Source organism: Niallia sp. FSL R7-0648 (assembly GCF_038007005.1).
GTDB classification, from domain to species: Bacteria; Bacillota; Bacilli; order Bacillales; family Cytobacillaceae; genus Niallia; species Niallia circulans.
The window spans coordinates 1,908,325-1,925,844 of sequence record NZ_JBBOWE010000001.1; the positions used below are offsets into that span (position 1 = coordinate 1,908,325).

The 17,520-nt window shown below is 35.7% G+C and carries 12 protein-coding genes and 1 riboswitch; of the genes, 6 read left to right on the forward strand and 6 right to left on the reverse strand.

The genetic code is table 11. The features are described 5' to 3' along the window. The first annotated feature begins 32 nt into the window (after positions 1–32). Entirely contained in the window at positions 33–596 is a 564-nt protein-coding gene (locus NSQ89_RS09150; protein ID WP_047943528.1) for a hypothetical protein, read from the forward strand. 231 nt (positions 597–827) lie between these two features. Here NSQ89_RS09150 and NSQ89_RS09155 read toward each other — a convergent pair whose 3' ends face one another. The 6 genes from NSQ89_RS09155 to NSQ89_RS09180 all read right to left on the reverse strand — a co-directional run bounded on the left by NSQ89_RS09155 (position 828) and on the right by NSQ89_RS09180 (position 9,965). Next, positions 828–1,613 carry a GNAT family N-acetyltransferase gene (locus tag NSQ89_RS09155; protein ID WP_047943529.1) on the reverse strand — a complete coding sequence of 262 codons (786 nt, stop codon included), beginning with the start codon at positions 1,611–1,613 and terminating at the stop codon, positions 828–830. A gap of 212 nt (positions 1,614–1,825) precedes the next feature. Next, a complete protein-coding gene (metH, locus tag NSQ89_RS09160; RefSeq protein ID WP_341132518.1) occupies positions 1,826–5,284 on the reverse strand; it encodes a methionine synthase in 3,459 nt (1,152 codons plus the stop codon). Then, positions 5,262–7,133 (reverse strand): bifunctional homocysteine S-methyltransferase/methylenetetrahydrofolate reductase, encoded by a 1,872-nt coding sequence (locus NSQ89_RS09165; protein ID WP_341132519.1) that lies wholly within the window; start codon positions 7,131–7,133, stop codon positions 5,262–5,264. The genes metH and NSQ89_RS09165 overlap by 23 nt, the downstream gene beginning before the upstream one ends. A gap of 13 nt (positions 7,134–7,146) precedes the next feature. Further along, the gene (gene metC, locus NSQ89_RS09170; RefSeq protein WP_341132520.1) at positions 7,147–8,316 is read right to left on the reverse strand and encodes a cystathionine beta-lyase; all 1,170 of its coding nucleotides are present in this window, start codon (positions 8,314–8,316) and stop codon (positions 7,147–7,149) included. Next, positions 8,313–9,434: a methionine biosynthesis PLP-dependent protein gene (locus tag NSQ89_RS09175; RefSeq protein ID WP_061798886.1), complete on the reverse strand. Its 1,122-nt coding sequence runs from the start codon at positions 9,432–9,434 to the stop codon at positions 8,313–8,315. Before NSQ89_RS09175 ends, metC begins: the two co-directional genes overlap by 4 nt. Positions 9,435–9,566: 132 nt before the next feature. Beyond that, positions 9,567–9,677: riboswitch (SAM riboswitch) on the reverse strand. A 105-nt stretch (positions 9,678–9,782) separates the two neighbouring features. Next, a complete protein-coding gene (locus NSQ89_RS09180) occupies positions 9,783–9,965 on the reverse strand; it encodes an H-type small acid-soluble spore protein (RefSeq protein ID WP_061798884.1) in 183 nt (60 codons plus the stop codon). 379 nt (positions 9,966–10,344) lie between these two features. On the opposite strand from NSQ89_RS09180, the gene NSQ89_RS09185 reads away from it, so the two are divergent. The 5 genes from NSQ89_RS09185 (at position 10,345) to odhB (ending at position 17,207) form a co-directional block, all read left to right on the forward strand. Further along, entirely contained in the window at positions 10,345–10,467 is a 123-nt protein-coding gene (locus NSQ89_RS09185) for a hypothetical protein (RefSeq protein WP_268874830.1), read from the forward strand. A gap of 160 nt (positions 10,468–10,627) precedes the next feature. Continuing rightward, positions 10,628–11,311, forward strand: coding sequence for a response regulator transcription factor (locus NSQ89_RS09190; RefSeq protein WP_061798882.1), 684 nt, complete (start codon positions 10,628–10,630; stop codon positions 11,309–11,311). Beyond that, a complete protein-coding gene (locus NSQ89_RS09195) occupies positions 11,308–12,699 on the forward strand; it encodes a HAMP domain-containing sensor histidine kinase (protein ID WP_095257327.1) in 1,392 nt (463 codons plus the stop codon). The genes NSQ89_RS09190 and NSQ89_RS09195 overlap by 4 nt, the downstream gene beginning before the upstream one ends. Positions 12,700–13,114: 415 nt before the next feature. Then, positions 13,115–15,937, forward strand: a complete 2,823-nt coding sequence (locus NSQ89_RS09200) for a 2-oxoglutarate dehydrogenase E1 component (protein ID WP_251687248.1) — start codon at positions 13,115–13,117, stop codon at positions 15,935–15,937. A 19-nt stretch (positions 15,938–15,956) separates the two neighbouring features. Next, complete coding sequence (gene odhB / locus NSQ89_RS09205; RefSeq protein ID WP_341132521.1) at positions 15,957–17,207, forward strand: 2-oxoglutarate dehydrogenase complex dihydrolipoyllysine-residue succinyltransferase; 1,251 nt, start codon at positions 15,957–15,959, stop codon at positions 17,205–17,207. The last annotated feature ends 313 nt before the right edge of the window (positions 17,208–17,520 follow it).

A 17,520-nucleotide genomic window follows, 5' to 3' on the forward strand; every position in this document is an offset into this window, starting at 1 on the left:
ATAGGTAGATTTAAATAGTGGAGGAAATACAGATGAGCACATTGTACGAAAAAATAATTGAAGTTTTGCAACAAAAAGGCCCGACAACCCTTTCCGCTATTTTTAATGAATTAAATAGTTATTTAGGAGAGGAAGATACACCTATTTCTATGTCCTCCATAAAGTCTGTACTTTCTCGAAAAAAAGACTTGTTTGAGGTTTATGATGATATAGTATCGATTCATCCAGCAAAAGAAATTACAAAATTAATTGTTGAATATAAAGTAAATCAAGAACATTCTTTCAGTATTCATATTGATTTCGATCTTCGCAACTACTTAATTCAAGAATGGAGTCAGTTTCCGATTGTGATCCCACCGGTTTTTAATAAAATTGAGCCGGAAGAGTTTGATGCTTTAAGGATGGAATTATATCGCTTAAAAATGTGGGATTGGGAAGAAGAGCTGCTAGGAATTGAAACGGTTAAATGTACTGCTCGATTGGTTACTGTGACCACGACTTATACGGTTGATTTAGTGAATATGCAATCGAAGGAATGGAGACAGCTGCAGAAAATGATTTCTCTTTTTACCGATTTAGAATTATTGCTTAAATAAGTTAAATCGATTTGGAAGGATGATTGATAAATAAACGCAGTTTATTGTCCTTTGAAAAATGCGGTTATCTGAAGAGGATAGCCGCAAACATTCATTTATAATAGGAATAAAAAAGCCAACAATTATATGCATCTCTGTATAATTGTTGGCTTTATTTTGTTTAATATTTAGAAATGGTTTGTTTTCTAGATTGTTTTATACGAGCCATTAGGTGCAAAATATAGGGAGTGTTTAGCGATACATAGTCCATAATCCAATATCTTCAAAGCCAATTTTTTTATAAATTTTACCAGCATCAGGATTATCGTAAAATAAGCAGACAAACTGTTTTTCATCTAATACATCATTAACTAGGGCCGTCATTAGCTTGCTTGCCAATCCTTTATTTCTGTAGTCTTTATGTGTACAGACGCCGACAATCATTGCTGAATGGGAATTTTCTGCTGTAGTGGAGACAGTTGATATAATTTCTCCTTTATCGTTTTCAAGAAAATATGTCCGCCCGGTTTTAGTCTCGATCGCTTTCTTGAGCATATCTCTTGAATCATCTGTTGTAATAAATTCATCAATAGAATTGCGCAATGCGACAATGCGATCAATATCATTAAGACTAGCCTGTTTGATCATTTTCGTTTTTTCAATTTTTCGTTTTTTGCCGCATTGAGCAAAATAAGTTACTCTTTTCCTTCCTAATTTTAAAGAAGGATGGTTTTCAAATTTTTCTACTAAATCCGCTCTTCCTGATAGTGTTACTGGATTTGAATTGGTTTCCATTAGAGCCGCAAAAGCTTGGACGTCAAAATGATCTTTATCGACAGAGTAAAATATATAGCTTTTATAATATTTGAGAAGCACTGCTTTTATCTCTCCGCTATGGAATTCTCCCCAAAGTCTTTGAAATTCTGAATGATACCCAAACGCTTCAATATCGCCAATAATAAAAAGATTCATCGAAGGGTCTTGAAGTAAAAATTTCATCACCTCAGCATGATCTTGTTCTGTAAGTTCTCGAATCATTGTATGACCTTCTTTCTGCTTTCTGAAAATAGTTAATTGTAAGTTTATCATAATATTAAGAATATATATAGATGTGAAAGGGTAAAAATGGATAATTATTATATGTATTTTACAGTGTGAAAGAGATAGACGAAGTAAAAATCCAATCCAGCTTTGCTGACAGCAGGATTGGATTTTTTTGTAGCTAGCAAATACTTCACTAGACAATAATATTATAAGGAATTGCTAGATAAGACGTTAAAGTAACGTGCATCCGGATGGGCAAATACCATTGCTGAAACAGATGCCTCAGGCTCCATCATACATTCTTCGGACAAGGTAATTCCAATATCTTCTGGTGATAATAAGCTGAACAATTTTTTCTGATCTTCCAATTCCGGGCAAGCTGGATATCCAAATGAAAATCTTTGTCCTTGATATTTTGCTGTAAAGCGATCCTTCATTGTAAAAGTTGCCGGGTCAGGAAATCCCCATCTATCTCTAATCTGTCGATGAATTAATTCTGCTAACCCCTCAGCTGTTTCTAGCGCAAGGGATTGAAGGGCATGGGATTCAAGAAATCTTCCATTTCGTTTAAGCTGTTCTGCTGCTTCCCGTATACCAGTACCAGCTGTCACAGCAAAAAATGCAACATAGTCCATCACTCCACTATCGACTGGTTTTAGATAGTCCGCTAGGCATAAAAATGGTTCTCTTTCTTGTCTTGGAAAATCAAAGGTTTCGATTTTTTTCGTATTGTCTTTTGGATCATAGATATAGATCTTGTTGCCATCTGATTGAGCAGGGAAAAAGCGATAAACCGCTTTTGGCAGAATCCAATTATTTTGTTCAGCTTCTATTAACAATTGTTCAATCATATTATTTAATTGGACGGCTTTATCATCTTTATTTTCTAGTAAAACATCAATTTTTCCTTTAACTCCTAAATGGTGACCTAGGAGCATTTGTTTATTAATATATGGTTTAATATGACCGGTCGTATAATTCGTTAATAAATGTCTTTTGGTATCTTGCGGCACAAAGACGGGAGCATCTAGGTTAACAGTTTTTCTTTTAATTCCTGTGATAACAGGTTTTGTGTATTCTTTTACTGGACTAGCTGAAAGTAATTGTTTTTTCTTTTCGTGTTCCTGTTTAAGCAAATCGAATTCGTCTTTATTAGTCAGCTGATTTGCAAGAGATAGGCCATTCATTGCATCTTTTGCATATAATACTAATCCATCATATTCACGCGAAATTTTTGTGTCGGTAAATTTTCTTGATAATGCTGCTCCCCCTACTAAGATAGGAACTTCTATGCCAGCTTGTTTCATATCTGCAGCTGTCAGTACCATCTGTTGTGCCGATTTTACAAGTAAACCAGACAAGCCAACAATATTTGGTTGTTCCTTTTTAATAGCAGCAACTAAATCTGCTGGGGGAACTTTGATGCCGAGATCGATGACTTCATAGCCGTTATTAGAGAGAATGATATCAACGAGATTTTTGCCGATATCATGAACATCTCCTTTAACAGTTGCTAAAATAACTTTGCCTTTAGTAGATGCGGAAACATTTTTGTCCATATATCCTTCTAAAAAAGAAACGGCCGTTTTCATCACTTCTGCACTTTGCAGCACTTCTGCGACAATTAGCTGATTATCATTAAATAAGCGGCCAACTTCCTTCATTCCATCCATAAGAGGACCATTTATAATGTCTAGTGGGGCACTATATGTAGTAAGTGCAATAGCTAAATCAGCTATTAATCCTTCTTTTGTTCCTTCCACAACATAGTAAGCTAACCGTTCATCTAACGTTAAATTTTCAAGTGAATTGATCTTTACTTTTTTCTTATCTCGATAGAAGTCTGTGAAAATAGCCAGCGTTTCATCTGTTGTTTCAAATAAAAGTTTTTCAGCCAATTCAATTTCTTCTTTACTTATGGACGCAAATCTTTCCAATTTTTCTGTATTAACGATTGCGTAGTCAAGGCCAGCTTGTGTACAGTGATAAAGAAAGACACTATTTAATATTTCTCGACCGACAGGAGGGAGACCAAAGGAAACATTGCTTATTCCAAGAATAGTTTGGACGTCTGGGCATGCTTGCTTTATTTGTTTAATTCCTTCTACCGTCGCTAATGCTGAGCCGATGTACTGTTCATCTCCCGTTCCTACAGGAAAGACAAGGGGATCAAATATTATATCTTGACCATTAATGTTATATTTTTTTGTTAACAGATCATAGGATCGCTTGGCTATTTGTAGTTTCTTCTCTACAGTAACTCCCATGCCATCTTCATCAATAGTTCCGACAACAACAGCTGCTCCATACTTATGGATGAGAGGAGCGATAGCTTGAAATCTTTCTTCGCCATCCTCCAGGTTAATACTATTGATGATTGCTTTTCCTTGTGAGTAGGAGAGTGCCTTTTCAATTACTTGTTCATCAGTAGAATCAATTACAAGGGGAACCTTGACTTTTTTTACAACTTCTTCCATAAAAAGCTCCATGTCTTGTAATTCATCTCTATCAGGATCTGCTAAGCAAATATCAATAACATGGGCTCCGCCTTTGACTTGAGCTCTAGCAATTTCTGCTGCTTCTTCATATTTCCCTTCTTTTATCAGCCTTTTAAATTTCCTCGAACCAATAACATTCGTTCGTTCCCCAACCATAATTGGTCTTAATGTAGGATCATCATAAATAAAGGGCTCAATTCCAGAAACCATGTGAAAATTAGTTTCTGCAACATTTCGCGGGGAGATGTCTTTCATTTTTTCGGCGATTGCTCGAATATGCTCAGGTGTAGTACCACAGCAGCCCCCAACAATATTAAGCCAGCCCTCTTCTGCGAATCCACCAAGTTTATTGGCAAGAGAGGAGGCTGTTTCGTGGTAGTTTCCTTCTTCATCAGGCAAGCCAGCATTTGGATAACAGCTAACAGCAAACTTAGACAGACTTGAAAGTGAGCGAATATGATCCTGCATAAACTCAGGACCTGTTGCACAATTTAGGCCAATGGCAATAGGACGCATATGTTCTATAGAAATGTAAAATGCTTCGATCGACTGTCCGGCAAGAGTAGTCCCCATTGGTTCAATCGTTCCAGAAATCATTAGTGGTAGTTCTTTTCCTGTTTTTGCAAATGCTTGTTTAATGCCTAAAAATCCAGCTTTAACATTCAGCATATCCTGACTTGTTTCCAGAAGGAGGAGATCAACACCTCCGTCGATTAATCCTAATGCTTGCTCTTCGTATGAAGAAATGAGTTCTTCAAATGTAGTGCCGCCAGTAACACTTAATGTTTTCGTTGTTGGGCCCATTGCACCTGCAATAAATCTTGGCCAATCAGCTGTAGAATATTTGTTTGCTGCTTCTCTAGCAAGTTTCGCTGCTTTAACATTTAATTGGTAAGCAATATGCCCTAGATGATATTCATCCAGGACAATTTTAGTTGCACCAAATGTATTGGTTTCAATAATATCTGCTCCGGCATGGAGGTAAGATTCATGAATTTTCGTAATAATATCTGGTCTTGTTAGATTAAGATTTTCATTGCATCCTTCTAATTCTTCTCCACCAAAATCGGCTGCCGTTAAGTTCTCTCGCTGAAGCATTGTTCCCATTGCACCATCCATAATGATAATTTTTCGTTTAAGTTGTTCAGCTAATGAAGTTTGTTGCATCAGTTGTCCTCCTAAGTGCCGCAGTTCGTAATTTCGTATAGCGAGCTAATTCCACAGAAAGCTCATAACGTAAAAAGGGTGTTATTAAGTAAATACCGTTAAAATAATTAGCTGCAGTGTCGATTAAAGATTTGGTGATTTTGAGACCTTCCTGTGCTGCTTGTTCTGGATTGTCTTTAAATTGTGCCATGGTGCGCCGTATGGAGTCATCTATTTTTATGCCAGGAACCTCGTTGTGTAAAAACTCCGCATTGTTACTGCTTGTTAAGGGCATTAAACCGATATAGATAGGAATATCAATGTGTTTTGTTGCTTCATAAAGTTCAATTATTTTTTGTTCGGAATAAATCGGCTGGGTTATAATGTAATCAGCACCGCATGCTACTTTTTTCTCTAACCGCTTTACTGCTTTTTCCACTTGACGAACATTTGGATTAAATGCAGCTGAAACCGAAAATGTCGTTTTTTGTCCGAGATTTTTTCCAGAGAAGGAGAGACCTTCATTTAATTGCTTAATCATCGAAATTAAGTCAAAGGAAGTCATATCATAAACAGAAGAAGCACCTGGAAAATCCCCAACACGAGCTGGATCTCCTGTAATGGCTAGGACATCATGAATACCTAATGTATGTAATCCCATTAAATGAGACTGTAAACCAATTATATTGCGATCCCGGCAAGCAATATGAACAAGGGGACGAAGCCCAATGTTTTGCTTTACTAATGTACCAATTGCTGTATTGGAAATACGGGCAGATGCTAAACTGTTATCCGCAAGTGTTAAAGCATCAATTCCTTCTTCTTTTAGTTTTTTAGCACCTTCAAAGAATCGAGTCGTATCTAGTTTTCTTGGAGGATCTAATTCTACAATAACAGAAGCTCTTGTTTTTACAATCTCCTCCAAAGGGGTGTAATCCCTAGGGGGAGAGGAATGATGAAATATAGCATCCACAGCAGTTTTATTAGTTGCAACTGTTTTTTCTGTGATAGGGGAGGCTTCCTTCAACACCTTTGCGAAATTTCTGATATGTTCAGGTGTTGTTCCACAGCAGCCGCCTAAAAGACGAACGCCTTGCTTTCTAAATTCTCCGGCTGATTTTTGGAAATATTCTGCATTATCTTTATATTCGAATTTTCCGTCAACATAACTCGGCAAACTAGCATTGGGATAGGCAGATAAGTAGGCATTTTTAGGTAATGGTATTTGTTCAAGTGAAGCAATCATATGGTGTGGTCCTAATCTGCAATTCAAGCCAATAACATCAGCACCTAAATTTTCTAATCTATCGAAAGCAGAAGCAAGGGATATTTGGTTTTGTAAAATCCCTATTTCGTGTATGGAAAGCTGGGCAATGACTGGAATATCTGTTTCTTTTTTAGTAATTTGCAGTACTGTATCGAGTTCTTCCAAATCATAAAATGTTTCCAAAAGAATCCCGTCGACATCTTCTAATAACAAACAGTAAAGCTGTTCACGAAAACTGCGCTTCAGTTCTTCTAAACTAATAGCTTGGGGCTTCACGCCTCTATTTCCACCAATCGTTCCTAATATATTTACATTTTTATTTGCCACAGCTTTTTTGGCAATTTTCACGGCTGCGCTATTTATTTCCTTTACGTTATCTTCTAAACCATATCTTTGTAATTTTAAATAGTTGGCAGCATATGTATTAGTTTGAATTATATCTGCGCCGGCATGGATATATGCTTGATGTACCTGTTCAATCTGTTCATGGTGAGAAAGATTTAAAGATTCAAAGCAAGTATCTTTTCCATAAGAATAGAGGAGGGTGCCCATAGCACCATCACCAATTAAAATTTCATTTTTTAGTCTATCAAGAAAATTCATTGTAATCCTCCAGTTAAATATAATGTAACTCTGCGGTCTTTTTTAGAGCTGTATCAAAATCATTGATTAAATCTAATGGATTCTCTAATCCAACAGATAAGCGTAGAAGGGAATCTGTAATTCCACGTTCAGATCTAGCTAAAGGATCCATTGCAGCATGAGACATTTTTGCTGGATAAGAAAGAATCGATTCAACCGCACCAAGACTAACGGCGAATACAGGAAGTTTGACATTCTCTACAAAAGTACGCATTGCCTCTTCTGAATATAACTCAAAGGAGAAAACTGCTCCTGGATTTAGCGCTTGTTTTCTTTGGATTGCATATTGTGGATGATCTTCAAAACCTGGATAATGCACTTTTTTTATTAATGGGTGGTTTTGCAAATGCTCAGCGATCATTCTTGCACCTTCACTTGAATGCTTCATCCGAACATGTAATGTCTTTATTCCTCTAAGGAGCAGCCAGCAATCCTGTACGCCGAGAACTGCGCCAAACGAATTTTGTAAATAACCAATTTGCTTTGCCAGCTCTGCATCTTTAACTACTGCTACTCCAGCAATTACATCGCTATGGCCAGATAAGAACTTAGTAGCGCTATGAAGCACAACATCTGCACCTAGTGTTAATGGTTTTTGTAAGGCTGGTGTTAAAAAGGTATTATCCACGAAAGTAAGTGCATTGTATTTTTTGGCAAGTAAGCTAATTGCTTCAATATCGGTTACTTTTAATAAAGGATTGGAAGGAGTTTCTACATAAAACACTTTTGTGTTTGGCAATACAGCTGCTGCAACTTCTTCTAGATTGGTCATATCTACAAAGGTATGATCGATTCCAAATCGATTTAATACGGTCGTCACCATACGATATGTTCCACCATAAACATCTTCCGAAATAACGACATGATCTCCTTGCGATAATAATAGAAATGCTGTTGAAATAGCAGCCATTCCTGAAGAGAAGGCAAAGCCGTGTGTTCCTTCTTCTAATTCTGCCACAACTTCTTCTAATGCTTCTCTTGTTGGATTTAAGCTTCGGCTATAGTCGTATTTTCCGAATTCATCAATATCTTTTTGGTGAAAGGTGGAAGCGTGCTGAATTGGCACGCTGACAGCTCCTGTTACTGGATCGAATTTATGTTTATTATGAAGTAATTTTGTTTCAAATGTATATGATGTACTCATATTGTTACCTCCTGTGCAATTCCCTTTGCAATAGAAAAGGCTTTATCTAGATCTTTGATTAAATCATTTGCGTTTTCAATACCAACTGAAAAACGTAATAGTCGATTATCGACTCCAGTTTCTAATCTGACTTCTAGTGGAATATCTGCATGAGTTTGAGTGGCAGGATATGTAATAAAACTTTCCACCCCTCCGAGACTTTCGGCAAATGAGATTAACGTTAAGTTTTGCAAAAATGGATTAACCCAAGATTCGCTTTGGATTCTAAACGAGATCATTCCGCCACGACCAGGATAGAGGACATCTACAACAGCGTCATGTTCTTGCAGAAAAGTAGAGAGTATTTTCGCGTTCTCTTCGTGTTTTTCCATTCTTAACGCCAGTGTCTTCATTCCTCTCATCAATAGCCACGAATCAAAGGGACTTAAAACAGCTCCAGCTGAATTATGGTGTAAGGCAAGCTCATTACAAAGCTCTTCTCCTTTTGCAACAATAAGACCAGCAAGAACGTCATTATGTCCACCTAGATATTTTGTTGCACTGTGGATAACGATATCAGCACCTAAACGAATCGGCTGTTGGATAATAGGAGTATAAAAAGTATTGTCAACAATAAGCAGAATATTGTGTTCTTTTGCGATGGAAGCAATCACAGAAATATCCGTCTGTTCCATTAAAGGATTCGTAGGAGTTTCAAGGAAGATTGCTTTTGTTTTTGGGGAAATCGCCGCACGCACAGCATCAGTATCTGAGGTATTAACGTACGTACATCGAAGACCCCATTTTTTATACCCTTGTTCTAATAGACGGTATGTACCGCCATATAAATCTTTAGAAATAATCCATTCATCTCCGCTTTGGAAAAGGGAAAGAATTGTTTGAATTGCTGCCATTCCGGAACTACATGCAAAGCCGCGGTCTCCTTCTTCTAATTCAGCAATTGCATTTTCTAAAATTTGACGAGTAGGATTTCCTGTTCGTGTATAATCATAGCCAGTTGATTCTCCAATTCCTGTATGACGATAAGCTGTTGAAAAATAAACAGGCGGATTAACTGACCCAGTAGTTGTTTCACTTCTATTACCAATTTGCGCTAACTTCGTTTCTAAACTATACATTCTTTAACTCTCCTATTCTCATATTGTGGATTTTTTATGTAATTAAAACAAACCAAGAAAAGATAAAGAAAAATGACATGAAAAAAGCCTTCTTCGTTATAAGAAGAAGACTTTGGATACTAATGGTCATTCTTCTTATCTTTCAAGCATTTGCTTGATGGAATTAGCACCTTTTCAGTATATAGGATACTGAAGGTTGCTGAGGTTTCGTCGGGCCATTCCCTCTACCTCTCTTGATAAGAATTACGTATGTAATTGACTATTAATTTACTATATATTTCGCTTATTGGCAAGAATTATTTTGTTATTTCTGAAAAGAAACTATATTCTTTCTATTGTAATATATCATCATATTTCTTCAATAAGCTGGTATACATCTACATCTAACTCGTGTTCTGGATTTGTTTTTGTATAGATAGTTGCTTTCTTTGTTTTTTCATTTACATTCTGGATAATAATCTTTTCTCCTTGATAACTAACATCCACAATATCTGCAGCATTCATAATTTCAATCGCACGCCCAATATTCATCGATCTACCTCCTAAACTTACAAAAACTTCTTACTTAACCATTGTTCATGGAAATGGCTATCTACATGAACGCTTCCTTTCGTATGAATGAATCATATCTGTTATCAGGACTTACAATAATTAGAAAGGTTTCTAATTTTATAATGGCTAATTCCATCAATTATATTCTTTATTTTTTCTTCTCATCAAATTTTAATGTTTCTTTCATGCTTTTTTACAAAAAGAGGTATACCATAAGTTTTATTCACATTAGCACATTAGAAAAGTTTTTAATTTATTAAATTAACTAGAAATGTGCTTTCAATATAGTTATTAATGGTAATAGAGGAATGACCTCGATACTTTTAAGCGAAAGTTTAATTCAAAGGAGAGATGAAACATGCAATTTCTTCGTATTGCAATGATTGTATTTAGTTCTTTAACAGCAGCATCATTATTCGGATTTCAATTTGTAGAAATGGCGCATGCTATTATGGATTCAATGTTTTCGAAGCAAAATTAAAGATTACGGGGTAATTTTTGTATATCAAGCTTCTAACATGATAAAATAATCATATATTTAGGCAAGTTAAAGCAGTTTTGTTGAAATTTCCTTTCATAATAAATCAAATTTCAACATGCCGCTTGTAACATTGCCTATGTTAAATAGAGAGCGTGGTATAATGAAAAAAATTTTGATTATAGAAGACGAAAAAAATTTATCGAGATTTATCGAGTTGGAATTAACATATGAAGGGTATAAAACAGAAGTCTGCTCAGATGGTAGGAGCGGTCTTCATAAAGCATTAGAGGAAGAGTGGGATATTATCTTATTAGATTTAATGCTGCCTGAATTAAATGGCATTGAGGTATGCAGAAGACTCCGTCAAACAAAAAACACCCCAATATTAATGATAACTGCACGGGATAGCGTTTTAGATCGAGTTTCTGGATTAGATAGTGGCGCAGACGATTATTTGGTTAAGCCATTTGCGATTGAAGAACTGCTTGCTAGATTACGTGCATTATTTCGCCGAGTAGAGCCACAAACAAATACTTCCAATCAAATTATGACAAAGTTGACTTATAAAGATATTACTCTGGAGGTGGAATCACATATCGCCAAAAAAGGAGATGAGATTCTGTCCTTAACCAAACGAGAGTATGATTTGCTTTATATGTTCATGACCAATATTAATATTGTCTTATCAAGAGATATATTATTAGAAAAAATCTGGGGTTATGAATCAGAAGTAGAAACAAACGTAATCGATGTATATGTTAGGTATTTAAGGAATAAGCTTGATCCATCTGGACAAGAAGTATATATCGAAACGGTCAGAGGAATAGGATATGTGATGAGATGAAATGGATAAAAAAAATATCTCTTTTACCTTGGAAATGGAAATTAACACTTGGGTTATCCTTTAGTATTTTTTTAACTTATTCTATTTTTTCCTTTTTTGAATTTCATACTGTTTCTTCTTGGTTATTAAATCAGGAAGAAACAGATGTAAAACAAGCGATGAACCAAGTTGTTAAACAATTGAGTTTGCAAGAAAAGAATCCTACAGACGAAGAAATCGCCGCAAATGTCACTTTATTAGAAAAACTTAATAATAATAACCAACTAATTCGTATTTTAGATGAAAATGGACAAGCCATCCTTGCAGATATGAATGGAGATTTCCCGATTATTGAGCCCAATCAAATATATAATGATGAACAGTTTCATTATATTTCAATTGGAGATCAGAATTCACTAGTTTATAGTAAGGAAATTAAGACAAAAGCATTTAATGGCAGAGTAGAAATTATTCGTTCTCTGGAATCCTTAGATAAAGTACGAGAACACTTATGGTTTGCAATGACAATGTTTGCAATTGCTGCACTCATTATCAGCGCCCTTATTGGTTATTTTATTTCCTATTTATTATTGCGACCAGTTAATTCGATGACAAAAACAATGAAAAAAATAAAAAACAGTGGATTCAAGGAAAGGATGCCAGTCTATCCTCAAAAGGACGAAATCGCTGATTTATCTCTTATTTTCAATGAGATGATGGATGTGATTGAACAATCCTTTCAGCAGCAAAAACAATTTATTGAAGACGCTTCCCATGAATTGAGGACCCCGGTTTCTGTCTTAGAGGGTCATCTTTCCATGCTAAATAGATGGGGGAAGAATAATGAAGATATATTAGAAGAGTCACTGCAAACATCAACTGAAGAAGTTGCTCGCCTAAAAAAACTAATTATCAGTTTATTAGACTTATCCAAATTAGAGCAAAATAGAATGGATGCAGAATTAACTCCTGAGAGGGTAAAGTGGATTTTTGAGCATACTATTCGTGATTTTGTGATGCTCCATGATGATTTTACATTCGAGATAAAACTTGACTCTCTCCATCTTTATGAGGTATCTGAGCAACATTTGCAGCAAATAACGACTATATTACTTGATAATGCGGTCAAATATTCTGTACATGAAAAAAATATTTTTCTGCATACGTATGAAAAAGACAACCATTTTATCCTTGAAATTATCGATCATGGAATTGGAATACCTAAAGAAGATCTTGAAAAAGTATTTGACCGGTTTTATCGAGTGGATAAAGCTAGGAGTCGAGAACAGGGTGGAACAGGACTTGGATTAGCCATTGCAAAGCAAATTGTTAGTTTATATAATGGGACAATTGAAATTAAAAGTAAGGTTGGTCAAGGAACAAAAGTAATTGTTCGCTTTAAAATATAGTTATCATCAAAGAAAAAGAGGAAGAAGGGCAGGGAGCAGAATATTAGCATCCTGTAATTTCTTTCGAATTATTCCTATTATGAGCAACTAATAAAGCCAGACAAACAGAGGAAACCATGTTTGTCTGGCTTTTTTTTCGGGTTAACTATGTTTCACTCTTTTTTGCTTTGTCATGTAAAACTTTATGCTGCATATGATTAATACTAAGATTGCTTTTTTTTCTGAAGATAGGGCCGATAAAAAATATTTTTAATTTTTTTACCATAAAAATGTGTAAAACTTTTGAAGCTGTTATTAAACCATGATAGAATAGAAATGTAAACGTTTTAAAAAATGTTTTTTCACTAGAAAGTGTAAAGCGCAATAACAAAGGGAAGATAAAAAATGATAATAAAAGTGGTGGAGGGAAATTTTCATGGAGAAGCCATCTGATGGTACAGTCTCATACCAACCAAGATTTTATGGGCCGAACTTAGGGCTCGTAATGGAGCTTTATGAGAAATACGTTCAAGATCCAAATTCAGTTGATGAAGAAATGAAAAGGCATTTTGATCAATGGGGTCCCCCAATTGATAATCAAACAAAAACTAGCACGAATCATTTATCTCTACAGTCCGAAGTTCAAGTTGAAAAAATTATTGCAGCAGTAACATTAGTGAATAAGATAAGAGCATATGGACATTTAGCGGCTGATATTTATCCTTTAAAGGATCATAAGAGAGAGTATGAGTTATTTGATTTAGCTCGTTTTGATTTAACGAAAGAAGATTTAGAAAAAATTCCAGCTCGTTTAATTTGTCCAGATGCTCCTAATCATATAATAAATGGCTATGAAGCGGTTCAATATTTAAAAGAGATTTATACAAAGACCATTGCATTTGAATACTATCATGTTAATGATATTAAAGAAAAAAACTGGCTACAGTCTAAAGTAGAGTCAGGAAGCTTAAAACCCGCCTGTCATAAAGAGTTAAAAAGAAAGCTTTTAAAAAGAGTAATAGAAGTTGAAGAATTCGAAAATTTTTTACATAGAACATATGTCGGTCAAAAGAGATTTTCGATTGAAGGTCTCGATACAATGGTACCAATGATAGATAAGATTATATCTGAATCAGTATTAAATGGTGCTCAAAATATTAATATAGGAATGGCGCATAGAGGTCGATTAAATGTGTTAGCCCATGTATTAGAGAAGCCTTATGAAATGATATTTGCAGAATTTCAGCATGCTCCTAATAAACAGTTAGTACCATCAGAAGGATCAATCGGTATTAGCTTTGGCTGGACTGGGGATGTAAAATACCATTTAGGCTTGGATCGACAAATTAAATCAAATAATGTTTCAAATGTCCGGCTCACTCTTGCAAACAATCCAAGTCATCTGGAGTTTGTAGGTGCAGTAGTAGAAGGATTTACAAGAGCTTCACAGGATGATAGAACAAAACCTGGCTTTCCAGCGGAAGATTCTAATAAATCACTAGCTATTTTAATCCACGGAGATGCAGCTTTTCCTGGGCAAGGAATTGTTTCTGAGACTTTAAATTTAACAGGGTTAAAGGGTTATCGAACAGGTGGAACAATTCATATTATCGCTAATAACACAATTGGATTTACAACAGAATCTAGTGATTCGAGATCTACTAGATATGCTAGTGATCTTGCAAAGGGATTTGAGATTCCTATTATTCACGTGAATGCAGATGACCCAGAAGCTTGTATAAAAGCTGCAAAACTAGCTATCGAATATAGAGAGAAGTTTAAGAAGGACTTTTTAATCGATTTAATTGGTTATAGAAGATATGGTCACAATGAAATGGATGAACCAATGACGACAAATCCATTAATGTACAAGTTAATTCACGAACATCCAACCATTACAAAGCTGTACGGTGAAAAGCTAGTTGCCGAAAATGTGATAAATGAAGAAGATATTCAAGCGTTGAAAGAAGAGGTTACAAGAAAACTTAAAGAAGCACATGATAGAGTACCAAAGAAAAATGAAGATCCGGATATTACCAACCCACCTAATTCGGTGGAGCGTCAATTGCCGAAAGTTAAAACATCTGTTCCAATTGAGCAATTAAAACAAATAAATAGTGAGTTACTTTCCTATCCTTCTCAATTTCAAGTTTTTGATAAATTAGGAAAAGTTTTAAAGCGGAGAAATGATGCTCTAGAAGGGGAAGGGAAAATTGATTGGTCTTTAGCGGAAACATTGGCTTTTGCAACGATTTTAGAAGACGGTACACCAATCAGACTTTCAGGGCAGGATTCTGAACGTGGTACATTTGCTCATCGTAATATTATTTTACATGACTATGTAACAGGGAAGCAGTATTCACCTTTGCATACCTTATCTAAAGCGAAAGCGTCATTTGCTGTTCATAACAGTCCGTTATCGGAAGGTTCTGTACTAGGATTTGAGTACGGTTACAATGTTCATGCTCCTGAAACACTTGTATTATGGGAAGCGCAATTTGGTGATTTTGCTAATGCAGCACAAGTAATGTTTGATCAATTCATTGCAGCTGGCAGAGCTAAATGGGGACAGAAATCTGGTTTAGTAATGCTTTTACCACATGGATATGAAGGTCAGGGACCAGAACATTCCAGTGCAAGATTGGAGCGATTCTTAATCTTAGCAGCTGAAAATAACTGGACGGTTGCAAATTTATCATCATCTGCACAATACTTTCATATTTTAAGAAGACAGGCAGCAATTCTAAATAAAGAAGAAGTACGACCTTTAGTTATTATGACACCAAAGAGCTTGCTGCGTAATGCTGATGTTGCTTCTAACGGACTAGAATTTAGTGAAGGTGCGTTTCATTCTGTTTTAGAAGTAGATAACACAGGACAAAATGACAATGCTGTTACGCGATTAGTTCTTTCTACCGGTAAAATTTCCATTGACTTATATCAAGCACATAAAAAGCTTGAAAATGCAGAAGCAATCCACCTTGCAAGAGTTGAAGAAATTTACCCTTTCCCAGAAGAGAGGCTAACTGAAATTATTCAACGCTACCCAAATTTAAAAGAGGTAGTATGGGTTCAAGAGGAGCCAAAGAATATGGGAGCATGGAGCTTTATGGAGCCAAGAATTAGAAAACTAATTTCCGATTCTATTTCCTTACAATATGTCGGTAGAAGAAGAAGATCTAGTCCTGCTGAAGGGGATCCAATTGTTCATCGAAAAGATCAAGCAAGAATCGTAAATGAAGCATTGACTATGGAATGAATTGAGGGGGAAAATTAAAATGGCAGAGATTAAGGTACCAGAATTAGCTGAATCAATTACCGAAGGAACTGTAGCCCAATGGTTAAAGAAAACAGGGGAATATGTGGAAAAGGGCGACTATATTGTTGAATTGGAAACAGATAAAGTAAATGTGGAAATTATTTCTGAGGAAAGTGGAATCATTAAAGAATTAAAAGCAAATGAAGGAGATACGGTTCAAGTCGGAGAAACAATTGCTATAGTCAGCGCAGAAGGAGCTCCTGAAGAACAACAGGCAGTAGAAGAAAAAAAAGCTGAAAAGATTGAAACAGAAGCTCAAACTACAGAGGAGCCAAAGGAACAAAAAGAAGAACAAGTTAATAAACAACATCCTATTGCTTCACCAGCTGCTCGCAAGCTGGCAAGAGAGAGAGGAATCGATTTAACAGCAGTCCAAACGAATGATCCATTAGGAAGAGTAAGAGCGCAAGATGTTGCAGCACATGATCAAAAGGCGGCTGCATCAGTTTCAGCACAATCAGTACAAACACCGAAAGTTGAAAAGGCAGCACCTGCTGTAGAATCAGATAATCGAGTGGAAAGAGTGAGAATGACAAGAAGAAGACAAACAATCGCTAATCGATTATTAGAGGTTAAACAAAATACGGCAATGCTAACTACTTTTAATGAAGTTGATATGACTAATATTATGGCCTTAAGAAATCGTAGAAAAGATGCATTTCAAAAAGAGAATGATGTGAAGCTTGGCTTTATGTCTTTCTTTACTAAAGCTGTCGTAGCAGCTCTAAAGAAAGCGCCATTATTAAATGCAGAAATCCAAGGTGACCAAATTGTCTTAAAAAAATACTATGATATCGGTATTGCTGTATCAACAGATGAAGGGCTTGTTGTACCAGTCTTAAGAGACGCTGACCGGAAAAACTTCGCTGAAATAGAAAGTGAAATTTTAGACTTTGCAAGTAAAGCAAGAAGTAATAAACTATCATTAAGCGATTTACAGGGTGGGACATTTACTATTACAAACGGCGGTGTTTTTGGATCTTTGTTATCTACTCCAATTCTTAACGGACCACAGGTCGGTATACTTGGAATGCATAAAATCCAGCTGCGTCCTGTGGCAATCGATGCTGAGAGAATGGAAAATAGACCAATGATGTATTTGGCTCTGTCTTATGATCACCGCATCATTGATGGAAAAGAAGCAGTTACATTCCTAGCAAGAATAAAAGATCTATTAGAAGATCCTGAGTCGCTATTGTTTGAGGCTTAATTACTTCGCTAAATATAGATACAGGGAGTTTCTATTATCGGGAACTCCCTGTATCTTTTTATAATAGAATAGTATTTGAAATCGTACAATAAGTGTTGATTTGAACCAATTTCAAAGGAATTTTTCTGGATGCAAAGCACAGTACAAATCCTTTATCTACGGGTCTTTGCTAAAAGAATAATATATCATTACATGGTAGGAATCTATCAATATCTGACAGATGATGCTCGGGTACATAAAAAATTATTTGATGGAAACATCAATTATCGATTTTCAATATTGATGATCAAAAACAAGTGTATTGAGAATTATA